This is a genomic window from Hyphomonas sp. TMED31 (assembly GCF_002172815.1).
Taxonomy (GTDB): domain Bacteria; phylum Pseudomonadota; class Alphaproteobacteria; order Caulobacterales; family Hyphomonadaceae; genus Hyphomonas; species Hyphomonas atlantica.
The window spans coordinates 105,724-122,046 of the sequence record NZ_NHCK01000014.1 but is presented as its reverse complement, the minus strand read 5'-3'; the positions used below and the strand labels follow the sequence as shown (position 1 = coordinate 122,046).

General features: G+C 60.4%; 9 protein-coding genes. 5 read left to right on the top strand and 4 right to left on the bottom strand.

Going from position 1 to position 16,323, the window contains the following annotated elements; all coding sequences use genetic code 11:
• Positions 1 to 948: 948 nt before the first annotated feature.
• Positions 949 to 2,466 carry a helicase HerA-like domain-containing protein gene (locus tag CBB91_RS02350; protein WP_273011658.1) on the bottom strand — a complete coding sequence of 506 codons (1,518 nt, stop codon included), beginning with the start codon at positions 2,464 to 2,466 and terminating at the stop codon, positions 949 to 951.
• Positions 2,467 to 2,544: 78 nt separating this feature from the next.
• On the opposite strand from CBB91_RS02350, the gene CBB91_RS02345 reads away from it, so the two are divergent.
• Positions 2,545 to 3,696 (top strand): AI-2E family transporter, encoded by a 1,152-nt coding sequence (locus CBB91_RS02345; protein ID WP_273011655.1) that lies wholly within the window; start codon positions 2,545 to 2,547, stop codon positions 3,694 to 3,696.
• A 383-nt stretch (positions 3,697 to 4,079) separates the two neighbouring features.
• The gene (locus tag CBB91_RS02340) at positions 4,080 to 8,807 is read left to right on the top strand and encodes an NAD-glutamate dehydrogenase (RefSeq protein WP_273011652.1); all 4,728 of its coding nucleotides are present in this window, start codon (positions 4,080 to 4,082) and stop codon (positions 8,805 to 8,807) included.
• A 293-nt stretch (positions 8,808 to 9,100) separates the two neighbouring features.
• On the opposite strand, the gene CBB91_RS02335 is transcribed toward CBB91_RS02340, so the two are convergent.
• Positions 9,101 to 9,571, bottom strand: coding sequence for an ERAP1-like C-terminal domain-containing protein (locus CBB91_RS02335; protein ID WP_273011650.1), 471 nt, complete (start codon positions 9,569 to 9,571; stop codon positions 9,101 to 9,103).
• A 275-nt stretch (positions 9,572 to 9,846) separates the two neighbouring features.
• Complete coding sequence (locus CBB91_RS02330) at positions 9,847 to 11,823, bottom strand: M1 family metallopeptidase (protein WP_273011647.1); 1,977 nt, start codon at positions 11,821 to 11,823, stop codon at positions 9,847 to 9,849.
• A gap of 125 nt (positions 11,824 to 11,948) precedes the next feature.
• Between CBB91_RS02330 and CBB91_RS02325 the strand changes: the two genes are divergently transcribed.
• The 3 genes from CBB91_RS02325 (at position 11,949) to mtgA (ending at position 14,773) form a co-directional block, all read left to right on the top strand.
• Positions 11,949 to 12,623, top strand: a complete 675-nt coding sequence (locus CBB91_RS02325) for a glutathione S-transferase family protein (RefSeq protein WP_273011644.1) — start codon at positions 11,949 to 11,951, stop codon at positions 12,621 to 12,623.
• 3 nt (positions 12,624 to 12,626) lie between these two features.
• Positions 12,627 to 13,739 (top strand): tRNA epoxyqueuosine(34) reductase QueG, encoded by a 1,113-nt coding sequence (gene queG, locus CBB91_RS02320; RefSeq protein ID WP_273011641.1) that lies wholly within the window; start codon positions 12,627 to 12,629, stop codon positions 13,737 to 13,739.
• Positions 13,739 to 14,773: a monofunctional biosynthetic peptidoglycan transglycosylase gene (gene mtgA / locus CBB91_RS02315; protein ID WP_273011638.1), complete on the top strand. Its 1,035-nt coding sequence runs from the start codon at positions 13,739 to 13,741 to the stop codon at positions 14,771 to 14,773. Before queG ends, mtgA begins: the two co-directional genes overlap by 1 nt.
• Here the strand turns inward: mtgA and CBB91_RS02310 are convergent.
• Positions 14,770 to 16,323: a mechanosensitive ion channel domain-containing protein gene (locus CBB91_RS02310; RefSeq protein ID WP_273011635.1), complete on the bottom strand. Its 1,554-nt coding sequence runs from the start codon at positions 16,321 to 16,323 to the stop codon at positions 14,770 to 14,772. The genes mtgA and CBB91_RS02310 overlap by 4 nt on opposite strands.

Sequence of the window (16,323 nt, the reverse complement as noted above, 5' to 3'; positions counted from 1 at the left end):
GCGTTAGGGGACCTCAGAATGAGCGAAGCGCAATTCTACACTTTCTTCACCGGCGGGCTCTGCCTGCTGATCGCGGCGGCCTTGCTGATCGCTTGGCAGCTCTGGCGGTTCCGGGATGAGGAGCGCGACGGCGCGATCTCTGCGCTCGATGGCGTCAGCCACGAAATGCGCATCAACCTTCAGCGCATGGTCAANGAAGTTGCCCAGATCGTCGACACGCAGGAAGCCGGGCCGGATGTGCTGCTTCCGGTTCAGCACCCACAGCTGGACGGTGTGAACGCATCCCTGATCAAGACCAACCGCAATGCCATCGCCGTGATCGGCGCAACATATCAGGAGCTTGAAGCGCGCAAGATGGCCCTGCGCGCNGCGCTTGCGCAGAAACGCGACCTCGGGGCGACATTGGACGACGCGATGGACGCAACCATCAACGGCATCGCGACACTTTACATGTGGGAAGAACATGCNGGCGTCCGTCCGTCCGAGGCNGGCACNGTGCGCAGCTGGCACGTGCGGGACTGGATGAAAAAGCANGGCTTTGCCGCATCCTCTTTCCCCGGCATGCATCTGCGCGATGAAGTGGTCGAGCGCCTGCGCCAGTATGGCCTGCACCTGACACCACGTCCGCTGACCCATACAGCNCACGAATATTACAGCATGCGATATGACCGCAAGGCAGACCCGCGGGCACCGTTCTGGAAGCGCAAGCCGAAGACTGAGGAAGTCATGGCTATCGAGACCGCCGACGAAGCAGCAGACTTTGCCAACGGCTCCTATGATGACGGCNTTGAAGATGACGTCGTGTACACATCAGATACTGAAGACATGAACGCGCCAGACGAGCTCGATGCGATGGATGGCGACACGACGGCGGATGAAGACGATTATTCGGACGACGAAACCGACACCGGTCGCCTGCCGAACTGATCGCAATTAGCGTTTGCCCATTCAGCGTTTGAACGTGCCCATGATGCCGCGAAGCACGTAGCGGACAATCTCGCGGCTTGCTGTACGGGCGGCCTGATTGCCAGCCTTTTCCAGAGAGCTCATGCGGCGCGAGCTGCGGCGCGTGGTCTTCTTTTTCTTCTTGTCCAGCGCTGCTTGGACCTTGGCTTCCTTTTTCGCCAATTCCTCGGCTTCCTTGGCGGCCTTTGCTTCGCGCGCTTCCAGCACTTCATAGGCGGACTCGCGGTCGATCACCTTTTCGTACTTGCCGGCAACGGGGCTCGCATTCTGNACGTTCTTGCGTTCNGATTCCGTTGCCGGGCCCANACGGGAAGCNGGNGGACGAATNACCGTCCACTGCNCAATGCTTGGNGCGCCCTTGGCGTCCAGCGTTGAGACGAGCGCCTCGCCGACGCCCAGCTGTGTGATCACTTCCTCCGTGTCGAAATTCTCATTCTCGCGGAAGGATTGCGCCGCGGCGCGTACGCCTTTGCGNTCGNCCGGTGTGTAGGCGCGCAGGGCGTGCTGCAGGCGGTTACCCAGCTGCGCCAGAACGCTTTCGGGCAGGTCGCGCGGGTTCTGCGTCACGAAGTAGACCCCGACGCCTTTGGACCGGATCAGGCGCACGACTTGCTCGATCTTCTGCATCAGCGCCGCCGGGGCATCATCGAACAGGAGATGGGCCTCATCGAAAAAGAAGACGAGGCGTGGCTTGTCCGGGTCACCCACTTCGGGAAGCTGCTCGAAGAGTTCAGACAATAACCACAGCAGGAAGGTGGAATAGAGCTTGGGGCTGTTGATCAGGCGCGTCGCGTCCAGCACGTTCACAATGCCGCGGCCGTCTGTATTCGTCCGCATCATGTCGGACAGTTCCAGCGCAGGCTCGCCAAAGAAGAAGTCTGCACCTTCGCGTTCCATCACCAGCAAATTTCGCTGGACCGCGCCGAGCGAGGCGGAGGCGACATTGCCGTATTCCTTGCTNAGTTCGTCGCGTACTTCCTTGTCGCTCATATGGATCAACAATTTGCGCAGATCCTTCAGATCCAGCAGCAGCAGGCCGTTGTCGTCGGCATACTCAAAGGCGATGTTCAGCACGCCTTCCTGCGCTTCGGTCAGATCCATCAGGCGTGACAGGAGCAGGGGCCCCATTTCGGAAATCGTGGTGCGGATCGGATGGCCATTCTCTCCGAACACATCCCAGAACACGGTCGGGGCTGCGGAATAATCATAGGCGCCCAAGCCGATCTTGTTGGCGCGCTCCACGAATTTCTCGTGCAGCTTGTGATCTTTGCTACCGGGCATGCAGATGCCGGAAAGATCGCCTTTCACATCAGCGCAGAAGACCGGCACGCCGGCATTGGAAAAGCCCTGGGCGAGGTTTTGCAGAGTGACGGTTTTACCGGTGCCGGTCGCGCCCGCGATCAATCCGTGGCGGTTTGCAATCTTCAGGAGCAGGTTCTGCGCGACATCTGGCTGGCCTGTGCCGTCTGCGTCAGCGCCGCCGATAAAGATGGAGTTCATGATCCCGTCCCCTTCAATCCAAACCGTGTGCGACGCTAGAGATTTCAACAGATTCGGCAAGGGTTGAGGCGCAGACCCTTGACGGATGGGCAGGCTCTCATCACCGTGCCGGGAAGCTGGCCGGGGGAGAGCATGGATCGGGCAACCAAGACAGGCATCTGGATCATCGCGACGGGCGTGATCATCACCTTCCTGCATCTGGGGCGCAGCATTCTTGCGCCGTTTGCCCTGGCCGTATTCCTGTTNCTGATCATCGAAGGCTTTGCGACGATGATCGACAATTTTTCACGAACGCTGAAGATCGGGCATGCGCGTTTCTTCGCAATCCTGTTCGTGCTGGGCGGGTTTTTCGGGTTCATGGCCTTGCTGGCCAATGGCATTGCGGANTTCGGCCGTGAGGCGGGCGACTATGAAACACGGATCAATGATCTGATCGCAGACGCCTATGAAGTGGTGCACATGTCGGGCGCGCCAACATTGCAGGAATTNCTGTTCAACGAGACGGGTCAACGCTTCTTCGCCATTATCGCGAATGAGACCGGGGATCTGTCAGGCGATCTCGTGCTGATCCTGATTTATGTGGCTTTCCTGTTCCTGGCGCAGTCGAGCTGGACCCGGAAACTCGACAATATCTTCCCCGGCTTTGAGCAGCGTGCGCAGGTGCGCCAGATCGGCGACGATGCGAGGCGCAGCATTGAAACCTATCTCTGGACCCAGACCGTGATTTCCGCGCTCATTACGGCGCTGACCTATTTCTCGTTGNTGGCGCTGGGTGTGAAGAATGCACTTTTCCTGTCGGCGCTGATCTTCGTGCTCAACTACATCCCGACCGTGGGCTCAATTGTCGCTGCGCTGGTGCCGCCCCTGTTTGCCATCGTGCAGCCGGAAATTCCGCCCTGGGTGCCCGGTGCGACGCCGCAGGACACCTATATCTACGCTGCGATCGTGTTTGCGATCGTCAGCTTCTGGCAGTTCTCGATCGGCAATTTCGTTCAGCCTCGCATGATGGGTGAATCGCTGAATCTGTCGGCGCTCATCGTGTTGCTATCCCTGGCAATCTGGGGCGCCATATGGGGCATACCGGGCATGTTCCTGTCGGCACCGCTAACGGTTCTGATGATGATTTTCTTCGCTCAGTCCAGCAATACGCGATGGATCGCGATCCTGCTGTCAGCCGATGGCGACCCTCAGGGAAAAGGGGGTACCCCAAACACTAACCAAGATGCATAGGGAGCTGTTCACACCTATGGTGAAAAACGATAATCTATGCCAAATGGGGGCAACTTTGTAATTGTTATGTCAGCGCAAAACCAATACTCAATAATTGGTAATGTCGATCGCTGCTGACCGCATCTTGTAAATGGCATTGCCCTTGCAAAATTAACGAGATCAGGCCCTCCGCGTGCGTCCCCCCACCCAGCCTGCGGAATCGGCCTGTAGGACCCGCCGGACACGTCCCCGTTCGGCGGGTCCGATTTATTCCGGACCCAGTGAAATCAACCGCCACCTTCAACCTGTGACGCAGGGGAAATTCATTTGCGGCAATGAGTTGTGCCGGGGTGCGGTGCGGTCTAGATGGGAAGCTCGGTTAAGCTATTTCGCGAGCAATCCACATGACAGAAATTCCTGCCTCATCTGAGCCAATCGAGCAGGTATTTGACCAAATTCACCGTGAATCGGGGCATGAAGATTTAACGGGCCTGACGCAGGAGGATTTAAAATCCCTCGCGCGTCGGCACTGGGATTGGGCCGTGGAGGTTGCCGCTGGCGATCAGGATGTGCGGGTCCTGCTGGAAGCTGAGGGCGCTGAGGGCAATTCGCTGTCTCGCACCATTCTGGAGACGGTCAGCCCTGACATGCCCTTCCTGGTGGACTCCGTCCTCGGCGANTGCGGCGCGCAGGGCTTTGAGGTTGCTGCGCTGTTTCACCCGATTGTGAAGCTGCAGGACGGTCGCAGCGTATCGATCATTCAGGTCCACCTGCCGATCCTGACGCATNTGGAGGCGGAGCGCCTCAAGCAGGGGGTGCGGGAAGCGCTGGCCCATAANGCGGTCGCTGTGGCCGATTTCGAGCCAATGCGCGCACGTATGCAGCANGAGATCGCCCGGCTGGAAGGTGTGAGCCACCTGAAGGACATGGACCGCGATGAGGCGGTGGCCTTCCTNAAATGGTTGTCGCGGGAGCATTTCGTTTTTCTCGGCTGTCGCGANTACGATTTCGAGACTGATGCCGAGGGGCACGTGCTGCCGGAAGANCCCATNATGGTCGAAGGGTCGAATCTCGGNGTCCTGCGNGATGAGGAGCTGAACGTCCTGTCGCGTGAGGCNGAGCCNCTGATTCTGACGCCAGAGATTGGTGCGCACCTGTCGGAGCCCTATCCGATCCTTGTCGCGAAATCGACGCTGGTCAGCCTCGTCCACCGTCGGGTTGCGTGCGACTATGTGGGCGTCAAGAAATATGACGCTGAAGGTCGCGTGAACGGTGAAGTGCGCTTCCTGGGCCTGTTCACGGCGGAAGCCTATGACGAGACCGCGCGGTCCATTCCGTTGATCCGTCGTCGTATTGCCGCCATTCTGGAAGCTGCCGGGGCGACGCCGGGCGGGCATACGGAGAAGGCGCTTACCAATCTACTGGAAACCTGGCCGCGGGATGAGTTGTTCCAGACTTCCTCGAAGATCCTGCATCCGATCATCGTCGGCGCGCTGCACCTGATTGGCCGTCCGCGCACGCGACTGTTCGTCCGGCAGGACCAGTTCGACCGCTTTGTCACGGCCATCGTCTACGTGCCACGTGAAGCCTATGACACCACAATGCGCCAGCGTATCACCCAAGAACTGGTGACGGCGTACAAGGGACGGGTCACGCGTTTCCGACCTTACTTCGATTCCGAGACGCTTGTGCGGGTTCATTTTGAAATCTGGTTGGATCAGGGCCATCCGTTGCCGGATCTNGCGGCATTGGAAAAACGTATCGTTGAGATCGCGCGGACATGGGAGCAGGGGTTCCGNTCGGCGCTTGTGCAATCTGACCTCGAACGNGCCCATCAGGAGAACGCGCGGGCGTTCATTGGGGCGTTCAACGCAGCCTATCGCGAGGCATTCGGCCCGGATGAGGCCATGCGCGATGTCGCCGCAATGGCAAATCTATCGGCCGCGCACCCGATNCTCGCGCGAGCCTATCGAATGGAGCGNGANGGNGCAGANAAGATCCGTGTNAAGATTTATTCTCGCAATGGATCCATTCCGCTATCAGCCTGTGTGCCGATCTTCGAGAAAATGGGATTCTTCGTCGATTTCGAAACAGGCTTCCCGGTGCGCCCGACGGAGCGCCCTGCGGAGGATGCGCCGGAAACCTACTGGGTGCACGACGTGGTCATGTGCACGTCNAATGGNGCCTATATCGATCTGAACGANATCCGGACCACACTGGAAGATACATTTGTGGCGGTTTGGAGCGGGCGCGCCGAAAATGATGGATTCAACAAGCTGGTCCTCTGCGCCGGGGCGAGTTGGCGTGACGCGGCCCTGATCCGTGCGCTTGCCGGCTATCGCCGCCAGAGTGGTATGGAACAGCCTCAATATGTTCAGGAGACGGCGCTTTCCACATATCCGGGCATTGCGCGGCAATTGCTGGATTTGTTCGCGACACGGTTCGATCCTGCGCGGGAGATGTCACTCGCAGAACGTTCTCACGCTGCGGAGAAAGTGCGCGAGGAAATCGAAATGTCGCTGCGNGACGTCTCCGCGCTGGCAGACGATCAGGTGCTNCGNCGTCTGGCCGATCTGATCCTCGCGGTGCAACGCACGAATTTCTATCAGACAAACAGTGAGGGTGAGCCGTATAGNTTTGTCAGCCTGAAGATCGCCAGCCGCGAGCTGGAGGATTTGCCGGAACCGAAGCCGTTCCGGGAAATCTANATGTCCAGCCCGCAGGTCGAAGGCGTGCATTTGCGCTTCGGCGCTGTGGCGCGGGGCGGCTTGCGCTGGTCGGATCGTGCCTCGGACTATCGCACGGAAGTGCTTGGCCTTGTGAAGGCCCANCAGGTGAAGAATGCGGTGATCGTACCGGTTGGGTCCAAGGGTGGTTTCCTGCCGAAGCAANTGCCGGATCGTTCAGACCGAAATGCNTGGTTNGAAGCCGGCCGTGATGCCTATAAGGAGTTCATCCGCGCGCTNNTGGGGATCACGGANAATCTGGTGGAAGGGGAGGTGTCACACCCCGCTGATACGATCGTCTGGGACGGGGAGGATCCGTATCTCGTTGTCGCGGCCGACAAGGGCACGGCAACCTTCTCGGATACGGCAAATGCCATCAGTGAAGAAATGGGGCATTGGCTGGGCGACGCTTTTGCGTCCGGCGGCTCTGCGGGCTACGACCACAAGAAAATGGGAATTACCGCGCGGGGCGGCTGGGAAGCCGTCAAGCGCCATTTCCGCGAGCTGGGTACGGACATTCAAGCCGAACCTTTCACCGTGATCGGCGTGGGCGATATGAGCGGGGATGTATTCGGGAATGGCATGCTGCTGTCTCCGGAAATCCGTCTCGTCGCCGCATTCAACCACATGCACATCTTTATCGATCCGGACCCGGTCGATGCCGGCAAGAATTTGGCCGAACGCCAGCGCTTGTTCGACAAGCCCCAGTCCAGCTGGGCAGACTATAACAAGGGCATCCTGTCCGAAGGCGGCGGCATATTTGACCGGTCCGCAAAATCCATNACGCTGAATGACCAGATCAAGGCGCTGACTGGCCTGTCCAAGGATGCGGTCACGCCCGATGAACTGATCCACGCCTTGCTGAAGGCNCCGGCTGACCTGCTCTGGTTCGGCGGCATCGGCACCTATGTGAAGGCCGCGCATGAGAGCCACGCAATGGCGGGCGACCGGGCGAATGATGCAATCCGTGTGAATGCGGATGAGCTGAAAGTGAAAGTTATCGGGGAAGGGGCCAATCTCGGCGTCACCCAGGCTGGCAGGATCGAGTTCGCCCTGCGCGGCGGGCATATCAACACCGATGCGATCGACAATTCTGCGGGCGTCGATTCGTCAGACCATGAGGTCAACATCAAGATCCTGGCGGCCGAAGCCATTCGCGAAGGCGATCTGCAGGCCGACAAGCGCAACGAGTTGCTCGCCGACATGACCGATGAGGTTGCGGCACTTGTCCTGCGCCACAACTACACCCAGACCTTCGCCCTGACACTGGCGGAAGCCACCGCGAAGGAAGACCATGACGCGCTGGAGCGCCTGATGGAGTATCTGGAGAACCGGGGCGTGCTGAACCGGGCGCTGGAAACCCTGCCGGAAACCGGCGAGATGAAGGTGCGCGCTGAACGCGGCCAGCCACTTACTCGGCCAGAGCTGGCCGTTCTGCTGGCCTGGTCGAAGATCACGCTGTTCGATGATATTGTGGCCTCTGATATCCCGGACGATCCTTATTTCAATGATCTTTTGACGAACTATTTCCCGAGCCCGATCAACACCTACACGAAGGCGATGACCAATCACCGGCTGAAGCGGGAGATCATCGCGACCGTCATCGCCAATCGCATGCTGGACATGGCAGGGCCGGTGGCGCTGCTGCGCTTGCGGGAAGTGACGGGCAGTGACAATGCGCAAGTTGCGCGCGGGCTGGAAGCGGCGCGGGCCGTGCTGAATTTTGACGGTTTCCAGCGCGAGGTCGACCAGCTCGACAATATCGTGCCGGCCGAAGTGCAGACCGATCTGCGCCTGCATGCAGCGAGTGCGATGGTCGATGCNGCACTCTGGTTTATCGAGACCCATCCGGACCTTCGCGTGGGCGAAGCGGTGCAGCGCACCGAGGCACCGCTGAACGAGTTCAAGGCGGCACTCAGCCACATCCATTCGCCATTCCCGGCGGCGCGGATCGAACGCGAAGCGCGGGGCCTGATGAAGCGGGGCGTGTCAGAGGAATTGTCGCGCTGGGCGTCAGCGATGGGGCAGTTTGCGCAGGGCCTGCTCGTGGTAGACCTTGCCGGAAAAATGCAGGTCGAAGTGCCAGAGGCCGGCAAGGCATTTTACATGGTTGGCGACCAGCTTCGCATCGATCGCCTGCGGGCGATGGCACGGGACAATCTGTTGCATGCGGATTATTGGGACCGTGTCGCCGGGCGTCGCCTGCTGAACGAACTGGTTCGCATGCAGGCGGATGCAACCGAGAAGGCGCTGTCTGAAAACGGCGCGCAGGCCTGGCTGGATGAGCGGGACGGGGCGCGCCGCGCCCTGCTGGAGGAGTTGCACACGCTGGGCAAGGATCGCAACTGGGCGTTCGCGCGGTTCGTGCTAGCGGTCGATGCGCTGCGCCAGTTCATGCGCCACTAGGTCTCGCACGGAAATCCGGACAGGGAGAGTTCCCTTCCGGTTCTTCNGGGTGANTGGTCCTTGCGGATGGGAGGCGACGCCTCAGGCAGGGACAAAACAGGAGGGTGGATAGGAGAGTAGACCCCTGCGCAGTGGGCCGCCTTCCATCCGCTGGCCAAAACGACGTCACCGTCCCGGCCGGACCGCCACGCCCCTATGGCTAGGGCGCGACAAGACCAAGACTACATGACAGCCCGCTCAGATGAATTCGATCATGAAAAAGGCCCGCATTGGCGGGCCTTTCTGCAAGTTTCCTATTGGAAAGCGTTCTTTACATCCAACGCCTTCTGGGTTTTGAGCGCGCTGCACAATTGGGCCCGCTCTACACCCTGAGCCAGCGAGCGTTCATAGCCGGGGATCAGGGCGCNTTTCGTTTCAAAGAAGGCCGCAATGTCACTCGATTTCTGAACGCTGCACACATAACCNGTCATGCCAGCAAGCTGGGGTTTGCGAATCTCGGGCATCCGCGCCACGATGGCGTCGAACTCCGCCATGAAGATCTCCCAGGCACGGTCCTTGGCTGAGTCATTGGAGAGCGCACTGCTGACGACCGCAAAGACTTCATCGGCCGAATACGAACCTTTCAGGCTTTCTGCGAACAGGTCNTCNACCATTGATTCATCACCGCGATTGGCCAGCGCCGCCAATAGTGTGCGCCGTTCAGTCTGGTTGGTGACGGANGGCAGATANGCGGTCGCGGCATCATAGAAGGCTCGGTCCNCCATCTTCCGCGCCGATCTTCATGGCAATGCCCAGATCCTCCGGGGGCAGGGCAGACTGGTCCGGTATGCCATTGGCGCCGATATANCGCTGTGCGCGGTCCAGCAATGCGCTGCGATCTTCGGGGCGGTCACCATATTCCAGAAGCAGGCTATAGATCTTGTCGCGCAGAAGCACTTCCTGTTGCGACAGCGCTGTCGCCGGGNNGGANTCCAGATANTCCGCCAGCGGTCCATAGGTNGCCTGAACCCACGNTCTCAAATTCTCCTGTCCGGNTTCATCAAGCANCCGNTNCAGAGTNGGGATGACCGCCGGTANCCTCAGATACGGCGCGGGGATGACCGCTCGTCGTGGCCTCAATNCCGCGCTTGAGGTCTTCTATACTGATCCGTCCGGCGCGGAAGCCGGACTCCAGGGCATCTGCAAACAGGATCTGCTCGCCATCGGACAGGCTGTCATAGGCGTCGATCAGCGCATTGAGGTTGTCGCTGCCCGTGTCGAAACGCCAGTATCCAGTGCCGTCCGCATTCGGCATGACCCAGTCGGCGCATCCGCCATCCAGTGGAATTTCCGTCACGCGGTCCTTCAGCATCTGGCGTATGGTGCGATCGCCGGTCGGGCCGTTGATGCGCGCGGCAAACGGGATTTCCCAGACCTGTGCATCCGGATCAATGTCAGAGCCGAGCGGTGCATATCGTTTCTGCGTGATCGTGATCAGACCCGCATCCGGCGCAGGGCACGATACGGCGACATCCAGCGACGGAATGCCTGGCTGGCTGATATAGCTGGTAAAGGAGGAGACAATCTCCGGCTGGCCGGATCCGTCGGCAATGCTCTGCATGAAGTCATCCGCGTCAGCGACGCCATCTTCGAACCGCTTCATGTGCAGCCGGATGCCAGCGCGGAAGTCTTCCTCGCCAAGATAGGTCTCGAACATGTTCAGCACACTGCCACCCTTGCGATAGGTGATGGCATCAAATGCATCCAGAATATCACCATTGGCGTTNATCGGATTGCGGATCTGGCGGGCGGCGACCAGGCTGTCGGAGCCCATTGCGGAAAGGCCGGCGAGGATTGGGCTGAGGTTCCATTCGCCATCCGGGTCGACGGCATGCATGGTCTTGTAGCTGATCCAGGTCGCAAAGGCTTCGTTCAGCCAGATGTCGTTCCACCATTTCGGCGTGACGAGATTGCCAAACCATTGATGNCCCAGCTCATGCGCATGTGTTGTCAGCACGCCGCGACGCCGCGCAAGGCTGGTCTGCTCGTCCATCAGCAGCGCAGCTTCGCGATAGATGATTGCCCCGGCATTCTCCATGGCCCCATAGGCGAATTCGGGTGCAGCGATCAGGTCCAGTTTTCCATAGGGGTACGGATAGTCGAAATAGGATTCCTGCCACAGCAGCATTTCATCCGTAATGTCGAGCGACTCGGCCAGCTTGTCGCNCTTGCCGATGGCGGCAAATCCGCGGAGCGGGATCGGCTCTGCGCGCAGGGNTGTGGCGGGAATATCTGCCGCAANGCGCTCTTCATATGGTCCGACGGCAAGCGCTACCAGATAGGACTGGATCGGACGGGTCTTGGCAAATTCATGGCGCACCCAGCCATCCTCAGCTGGCTNTGCATTGATCTCCTCGCCATTCGCAATCACCTGCATTCCCGCTGGCGCGGTTACGGTNACCGTCCACGGCGTCTTGAAGCGGGGTTCATCGAATGAGGGCACCATGCGGCGCGCATCAATCGCCTCCATCTGAGTGGCCAGATAATCCGTGTCGGACTGGACGGCCTTGTAGAGACCGGCAAGGCCGAAATTGTAAGGGGCGATATAGCTGAGTTCGAGCGTCGCCGGNCCGGCGGGCAGGGGCGTATCGAAATCCAGCCGCGAAACCCCGCCCGGTGCCTGGTCGCCGGTGAAGGTGGCCGGAACACTGGTACCGTCCGGCAAGACGGCGCGCGCGTCCAGAATGTCCTGATCCACCGAATGCAGCCAGATCCGNCCATGTGGNGCAGACAGATCGACATCGATTTCCACCAGGCCGCCAAAACTNTCGGCGTCCGGATCGGTCTTGAGATCAAGGCGATAGGCGAGCGGGGNTACACCCGTTGGCAGCTGGCCCGCCGGGGGCACTTCGGTCACGATGGGCGCGTCTTGCCCAGCGGGCGCGTTGCCGGGTTCAGAGGCCGCGTTGCCGCACGCCTGGAGTGCAAGAATGGAAACAGCGCCAGCAAGTGCTGCGCGGAATCGAAGAGAATTCATCGATAGGATCCTGTAGTGGATGAAACAGTTGGAAGATAAAAACCATAGCTGGCGCAAAGGCAAAAGCGGTTCAAAGCAGCTGGAATTTAACACCCTTTTCAGTGATCCCATGAGAAGTTGAATGCATGAAACGGCTCTACCACTGGCCCCTTGATCCTGCCGGAAGGCTTGTGCGCCTCGCTTTGGGCGAGAAGGGGGAGGGATTCGAGACGTTGGAATCGCCCAGCTGGGCGCCGCATCCGGATGTGCCGCGTCTCGCGCATGGGGCTGTTGCCCCCGCACTGGTAGAGATTGATAGCGAACCGCGCATGTTTGCCTGCGGCACGCGGGCGATCTGTGAGCATCTGGAGGAGACCTCACAAGGCCGGGCCTTGTTGCCGCAGGANCCGGCGGCGCGCGCCGAAGCCCGCAGGCTGTGGGCCTGGGTCGAGGCGGCCTGCGAAGAGGTGACAGACACGCTGCTGACAGAGCGCGTGATGCAATGGGTAAAGCGGGACCGCCAGCCCGATTCTGCGCGATTGCGTCGAGGCGCCCATGCACTTCGCGGGCGGCTGACTTTCCTGAATGGTCTGCTTGAACTGAACGGCTATCTTGCCTGTCGTGAATTGTCGCTGGCAGATCTGGCTGCAGCGGCCCACTTGTCGGCCTATGACTATTTTGGCGATGTCGAGTGGAATGCCGTGCCGGAGTTGAAGGACTGGTATGCCCGCATGAAATCGCGGCCCAGTTTCCGGCCCCTGCTGGCCGACCGGTTGCAGGCCGTCAGGCCGGTGGCCCATTATACCAATTTGGATTTCTAGACCTTGCCCGATCCCCTCCACATCCGCGTCAAGCACCTNGCCCGGTCGCTTGGGTTCGATGGCGTGGCGATCGCGCGCGCGGACGAACCTTGGCAGGCAGGGGAGAGGCTCGAAGCCTTCGTGGACGCTGGCCATCATGGCAGCATGGAATGGATGGAGACGACGCTTGCCCGGCGCAAGGCCCCGACCGCCATGTGGCCGGANGCAAAATCTGCTGTCGTCGTCGCCCTGAANTATGGGCCGNATCATGATCCGCTCGACACGCTACAAAACACGACACTCGGCAACATCTCNGTCTATGCGCGGGGACGCGATTATCACGACACGCTGAAGAAACGCCTGAAACAGCTGGCGCGGGANTTCGTGGCGGAAACNGGCGCNGAGGTGAAGGTGTTCGTGGATACCGCGCCGTTGATGGAAAAGCCGCTGGCACACAAGGCCGGGCTTGGCTGGCAGGGCAAGCACACCAATCTTGTNAGCCGCGAGCTGGGCTCATGGTTCTTTCTGGGCGTGATGNTGACTGCNGCAGAGCTGGAGCCGGATACACCCGAGCCGGATCATTGCGGCTCCTGNCGATTGTGCCAGGAAATCTGCCCGACCAATGCCTTTCCGGCACCGTACAAACTCGATGCGCGGCGGTGCATATCCTACCTGACGATTGAGCATGCGGGACCGATCCCGGAAGAATTTCGCGCCGCAATGGGCAACCGCATCTATGGCTGTGACGACTGCCTGGCGATCTGCCCGTGGAACAAGTTTGCCGAGACCGTGAAGGAGAGCGCTTTCCATGCGCGGGCCGAGCTGAAGGCGCCGGGCCTGGATGAATTGGCGGCGCTGGACGATGCCGGGTTTCGCGAAGTGTTTTCCGGTTCTCCCATCAAGCGGATCGGGCGGGACCGNTTTGTAAGGAATGTCTGTATCGCNATCGGAAATTCNGGAGACCCTGGCCTGATCGCNANCCTCCTGCCTTTGCTGGACGATCCCGCGCCAGTTGTGCGCGGCATGGCAGTGTGGGCGCTCGCCCGCCTTGATGGTGCCCGATTTGCCAAGGAAAAAGCCGCCCGGATGGAGCCGGAAACCGATCCGGGCGTTCTGGCGGAATGGATGACAGGGTAATGAGCGGTTTCTGGACGTTCCTGACATGGGCGGTGCGCATTCTGGCGGGCCTGTTTGTGGCGTTTCACCTNTATGCACTNGCGCTGATCTGGCTGCCGATTCCCGGCACGGTGCTGATGATGCAGCGTGCGGTGGAGGGGGAGGATGTACGCCGCAACGCCGTGCCGCTGGCAGAGATTTCGCCCCATCTGGTGCGGGCTGTGATCGCCGCGGAGGATACGCGCTTCTGCGAGCACAATGGCATTGACAGGCAAGCTATCGAGAAGGCGCTGGAAGAGCGTCGTCAGGGCAAGGGCACACGCGGCGCTTCAACCATCACGCAGCAGACAGCCAAGAACGTGTTTCTCTGGAATGGCGGCGGTGTGCCCCGCAAACTGGGCGATATGTGGATGGGGATTTTCATCGACCAGTTCTGGGGCAAGGAACGGGTGATGGAAGCCTATCTGAACGTTGCCGAATGGGGCGATGGCCTGTTCGGCGCCGAAGCCGCTGCGCAGGCGCGCTTCGGAAAGTCTGCCGCGGACCTGACCGAACGCGAAGCGGCCTTGCTGGCAGCTGTCCTTCCGAGCCCGAACAGATGGCGTGTTGATCCGCCGGGGCCCTATGTCAGCAAGCGCGCTGGTACGCTGCAGGCCAGAATGCGTGTTGTGCAAAGCCAAGGGCTGGCAGCCTGCGTGCTTGGCGGCGCGCGTCCACCGGCGCGACCACAGCCGCAACCGGGACAGACCGCGCCAAAGCCGGAACCCTTGCCGGATCTGCCGGCAGAGCCAGAGAGCGGACCTGAAGCGACAGAACTGGAACAGCCCGAAACGGCGCCTGCAGAGGATGAGTTCGATGCCTTCCTTGAGGGCGCACAGGAGCGCTTTGGCGAAGCAGCCGGTCAGCCGCAGGTCGTGGAGGAAGAACCCGAGCCGCTGGAGCCTGAAGCCGAGGCCAGCCAGTCAGAGACGCGGGATGGCGGGCCGACCGACCTGCGGCCACGACCGCTGGAGCCTGTTGAGGACATGCCTGTCGAGAATACGCCGCAGGACTAGTCAGTCTCTGGCGCGTCTGTCGCGTCCGTGTCGCCATCTGTCGCCAACTGTTGCGGCGTGTCGGTTTTTGTCGCGGCCTGTGCGCGTTTGGGTCTCGATATCTCGACCTTTAGTGCCGACTCCGGTTCGATGAAGAGTTCCTTGCGGCGGAGCGGCACCGACATGCCGTTTTCGGTGAATCGTTTCCAGACTTCGCGCAATATGTTCGAGCCGACATTCGCCGTGCCGTTTTCCGGATCGATGATCCAGAAGCGCACTTCCAGTACGATGCATTCGTCCGTGAAGTCCTTCACGAGACATACTGGCTGTGGCCAGCTGATGACGCGTTCTGTCGCCTTGGCGGCGTCGATCACGATGTTGATCGCTTCTTCCAGATCGGACGTGTAGTCGATGCGCAATTCCTTGTGCACGCGCACGCGCTTGTTGGAAAAGCTCCAATTGATCACCGTGTCGGTCATCAGCTTTTCGTTCGGGATCAGGAATTCCTTGCCTTCCTGCGTCGTGATCGAGGTGTAGCGCAGGCCGAGTGACTCGACCACGCCGAACGTCTCGCCGACCTCGATCACGTCCTGGGGCTTGATGGAGCGTTCGGACAGGAGAACGATGCCGGATACAAAGTTCGAGATCACCTTCTGCATACCAAAGGCAAAACCGAGGCCGATGGCACCGGAGATAACGGTCAGCGCGCCGAGCGGGATGCCCAGCCCGGCCAGGGTGAGCAGGGCGGCGGCGACGATGAACACGATCTGGATCGCATTCCCGATCAGGATGCGGATCGACGGCTCGACCTTGGGCAGGTGGTTGACCCGGCGCTTCATGGATTTCGCNGCGCGGTTGGCGATGAACAGCAACACCGCNGCGGTCAGGATNGCCTGGAAGATGAAGACCGGGCTGATCCNGCGGTTCCCGAAGGATGGGCCGATGCTGGANAGCCAGTCCATCACGTCCGGCAGCACGCCCAGCGCGAAGAAAATGGCGAACGCCCAGGTCAGGACTGAGGCGAGCCCGCGCAATTCTTCAGGAAGGAAACTGAGGCTGACCCGAATAACCAGCCAGGCAATGGCGAGAGACAGGGCTGTCCGGACAAGGATGACGGCATGATCTACCGAACCCAGTAGCGAGACGGCGAGCGCCAGCAGGAGCGACCAGAGCGCAGGCCGCACAGCCTTGTGCAATATGTCGAGCCCTTCGCGGCGGGGCGGCTCGACAAAGCGGCGCAGCGTAACCGTGATCAGTCGTTTGAAGGGTGGGGTCAGCAGGGCGCCGAGCGCCAGCGCCACGATGATACAGGCGATCTGTATGAGGATCGGATAGAGGAATTCGGGCTGTTGGGCCTTTGACGAGAGCCAGCCCGCCGGATCGTCGATAAACGGGCGGGCGGGCTCCAGCCATTTGATGAGCGGATTGACGAGGTCTTCTACCGGGGGAAGGATTTCATCAGCCTGCTGAGCGGGCTGGCCTGTGGCCTCCGTCGCATCGACCGGGCGGCAATAGGTTTCCCCATCACTGCCCGTGATGCATTTCTGGTAGGTGACGCCGTTTTCCGCCAA